The sequence below is a fragment of the Vibrio sp. 10N.261.52.A1 genome (assembly GCF_002876325.1).
GTDB lineage: Bacteria > Pseudomonadota > Gammaproteobacteria > Enterobacterales > Vibrionaceae > Vibrio > Vibrio chagasii.
In genome coordinates this window covers 1-2,385 of the sequence record NZ_MCYD01001382.1, presented here as the reverse complement: position 1 = coordinate 2,385, position 2,385 = coordinate 1, and the positions used below count along the sequence as shown (strand labels likewise).

The window sequence follows — 2,385 nt, the reverse complement described above, 5'->3', positions numbered from 1 at the left end:
CGATAGCACTGGCGACAAGTTTAATATCGACCAGATGAGACCGATGAACCTTTACGTTCGCGTGGGTAACACCCTAAGTAACGCTATCCAATTTGTTCCAAGCTTTGCTCAAAGTGCTTCAGAGACGTTCGCTCGTGTACCAACGAGTGATTGTTCTGTTATTTCAGACACAACAGGCAACTTGCTTAACAATGGCATCAAGCAACGCAGTTGCGTAGAAGCTCATGGTTACAAGATCCCATTACTGATCGAAGACAAAACACAGAATGACGGCACGGCCAAAGTTGCGCACGTTAAGAAGATCATGCAGTACTACCTTGATAACTTCCCAGCTGAAGTGACCAAGGCGATCTACGACAGCAAAGCTGCGATGGCGTTCTTTTACGATGATGATTGGGCTAACAGAGGTGCGGGCGATTACTTAGATGAAAACTACCGCTTCCAAGATCTATTCGCGACTGAAACGACAGATACTACAGCAGGCGAAAACAAGCCGGACTTAGCAAATCAACGAGACGCTGCGTTTGAAGAGATCATTCACTTTGTACACGACTACGGTGTGATGAATTTAGCGGTGCAGTCACCTTCATCAAAGTGGGGTGTGATGCAAAAAGAACTCGATGAGCTGAATGAAAAAGCGATTCTTGCGGGCTCTTACTTTCCAAATGGAAAAGACTCGACAATCGTTGAAGCTGACCTAGACGCTGAGTCATACGATCAAGAATACCTAGCCTACTCTCTGTATGCTTACTACGACGTAAACTACAAAGGCTACAGCGCTCAAGAGCTAAGTTCCGCGACATTCACAGAGCTTCAAAAGAACGACCCTGCGATGGTGAAGTTTATGGAGAAATACTTCCCTACTCGCGCCAATCTAAAAGCGAAGTTCCCAGGTTACCCGAACAACTAATTCTCGAGCCTAAGCCTCCAAATAAGAGGCACAAAAAAGCCGAATGTGATAATCACATTCGGCTTTAAATTTACGTTTTAGTGGTTACAGTTTGAAGCGACTGATTTCACTCTCTAGTTCGTGAGACAGTTCAGACAACTGAGCTGCTTGCTCTGCCGCTTGGTGTGCTTCGTCTGCTAGCTCATTAGATACGTCACGGATTCCCTCAGTGTTACGAGTGATCTCCGACGTTACAGATGCTTGCTCTTCTGCCGCAGAAGCAATCTGTGTCGCCATGTCGCTGATACGTTCAACAGCAGCATGAATTTGCGTTAGGCTTGCAGCCGCTGAGTTTGCGTCATCAACACTGGTTTCAGCCAAAGTACGGCTGTCATTCATGATGCTAACCGCTTTGCCTGTTGTACCTTGTAGCAATTCGATAGTCTGTTGAATCTCTTGTGTTGAACCGTGTGTACGTTGGCTCAGAACGCGAACTTCATCAGCAACAACCGCAAAGCCACGACCTTGCTCACCTGCACGAGCTGCTTCAATCGCTGCGTTAAGTGCAAGTAGGTTTGTCTGTTCAGCGATGCCTTGAATGTTAGACAAGATAGCGTTGATGCTATTACCGTGCTCTTCAAGCTCTAGGATTACGTTCGTCGCAATCTGAACTTCTTGAGCAAGATTTTGGATTGAGCTTTGAGTCTGTGTTACTTGACCAGTACCGTGCTCACACGCACCAACCGCTTCAGATGAGTTCTGTGCCGTGTGGTCTGCGTTACCCGCGATCTCTTGTGTTGCCGCTGCCATTTCGTTAACAGCCGTTGCAACCATGTTGATTTCGTCTTGTTGCATCTGGATGCGAGCGCTACGCTCTTCCGCTTGTGATGCAGTTTGGCGTGCTTGGTTACCCAATGCAGCAGACACTTCACTTAACTTGATCACCATTGTGTGCATGTTGCCCACGAAACGGTTGAAGTTTTGCGCCAGCTGGCCAATTTCGTCATCGCTCTTAGGCTCAAGACGCTGAGTAAGGTCACCTTCACCTGAAGCAATCTCTTCTAGTGCAGCAGAAACTCGGTTTAGGTCGCGGAATAGGAAGCTCACCAACCAAGAAACCAGTACGATCACGATAAGCGTGATCACTACAGCCGTCATAATTAGCTGAGTAAGTAGTGTTGAGTGGTTTGCTTCTTCAGTCGCTCGGTCCATCTGAACCGCGAAGATCCAGTTAGTGTTTGGTACTTTCGTGAAGTAAAGCAGCTTCTCAGCGCCACGTTCTTTAATGATCTCGATGCTACCAGTACGCACTGCGTTCTCGATGATAGGCATAGAAATGTCATTAGAAAGCTGGCTTACTGGCTTCAGGCTTAGTGCTGAATCTGGGTGCGCTAGGAATGTGCCGTCAGACGCATCGATTAGCATTGCGTGAGCGTTGTCACCCACATCTAGGCTGATAACGTCATTAACCAATTGGTCGATAAGTACGTCAGCAC

At 47.3% G+C, this 2,385-nt stretch carries 2 protein-coding genes; one reads left to right on the top strand and one right to left on the bottom strand.

Annotation, left to right across the window (positions count from 1 at the left end):
* Positions 1-910 (top strand): hypothetical protein (locus BCT81_RS28105; protein ID WP_102426568.1); only part of this gene is annotated, 910 nt, incomplete at its 5' end.
* 84 nt (positions 911-994) lie between these two features.
* On the opposite strand, the gene BCT81_RS28100 is transcribed toward BCT81_RS28105, so the two are convergent.
* The coding region (locus tag BCT81_RS28100) for a methyl-accepting chemotaxis protein (RefSeq protein WP_102426567.1) at positions 995-2,385 on the bottom strand (1,391 nt) is incomplete at its 5' end.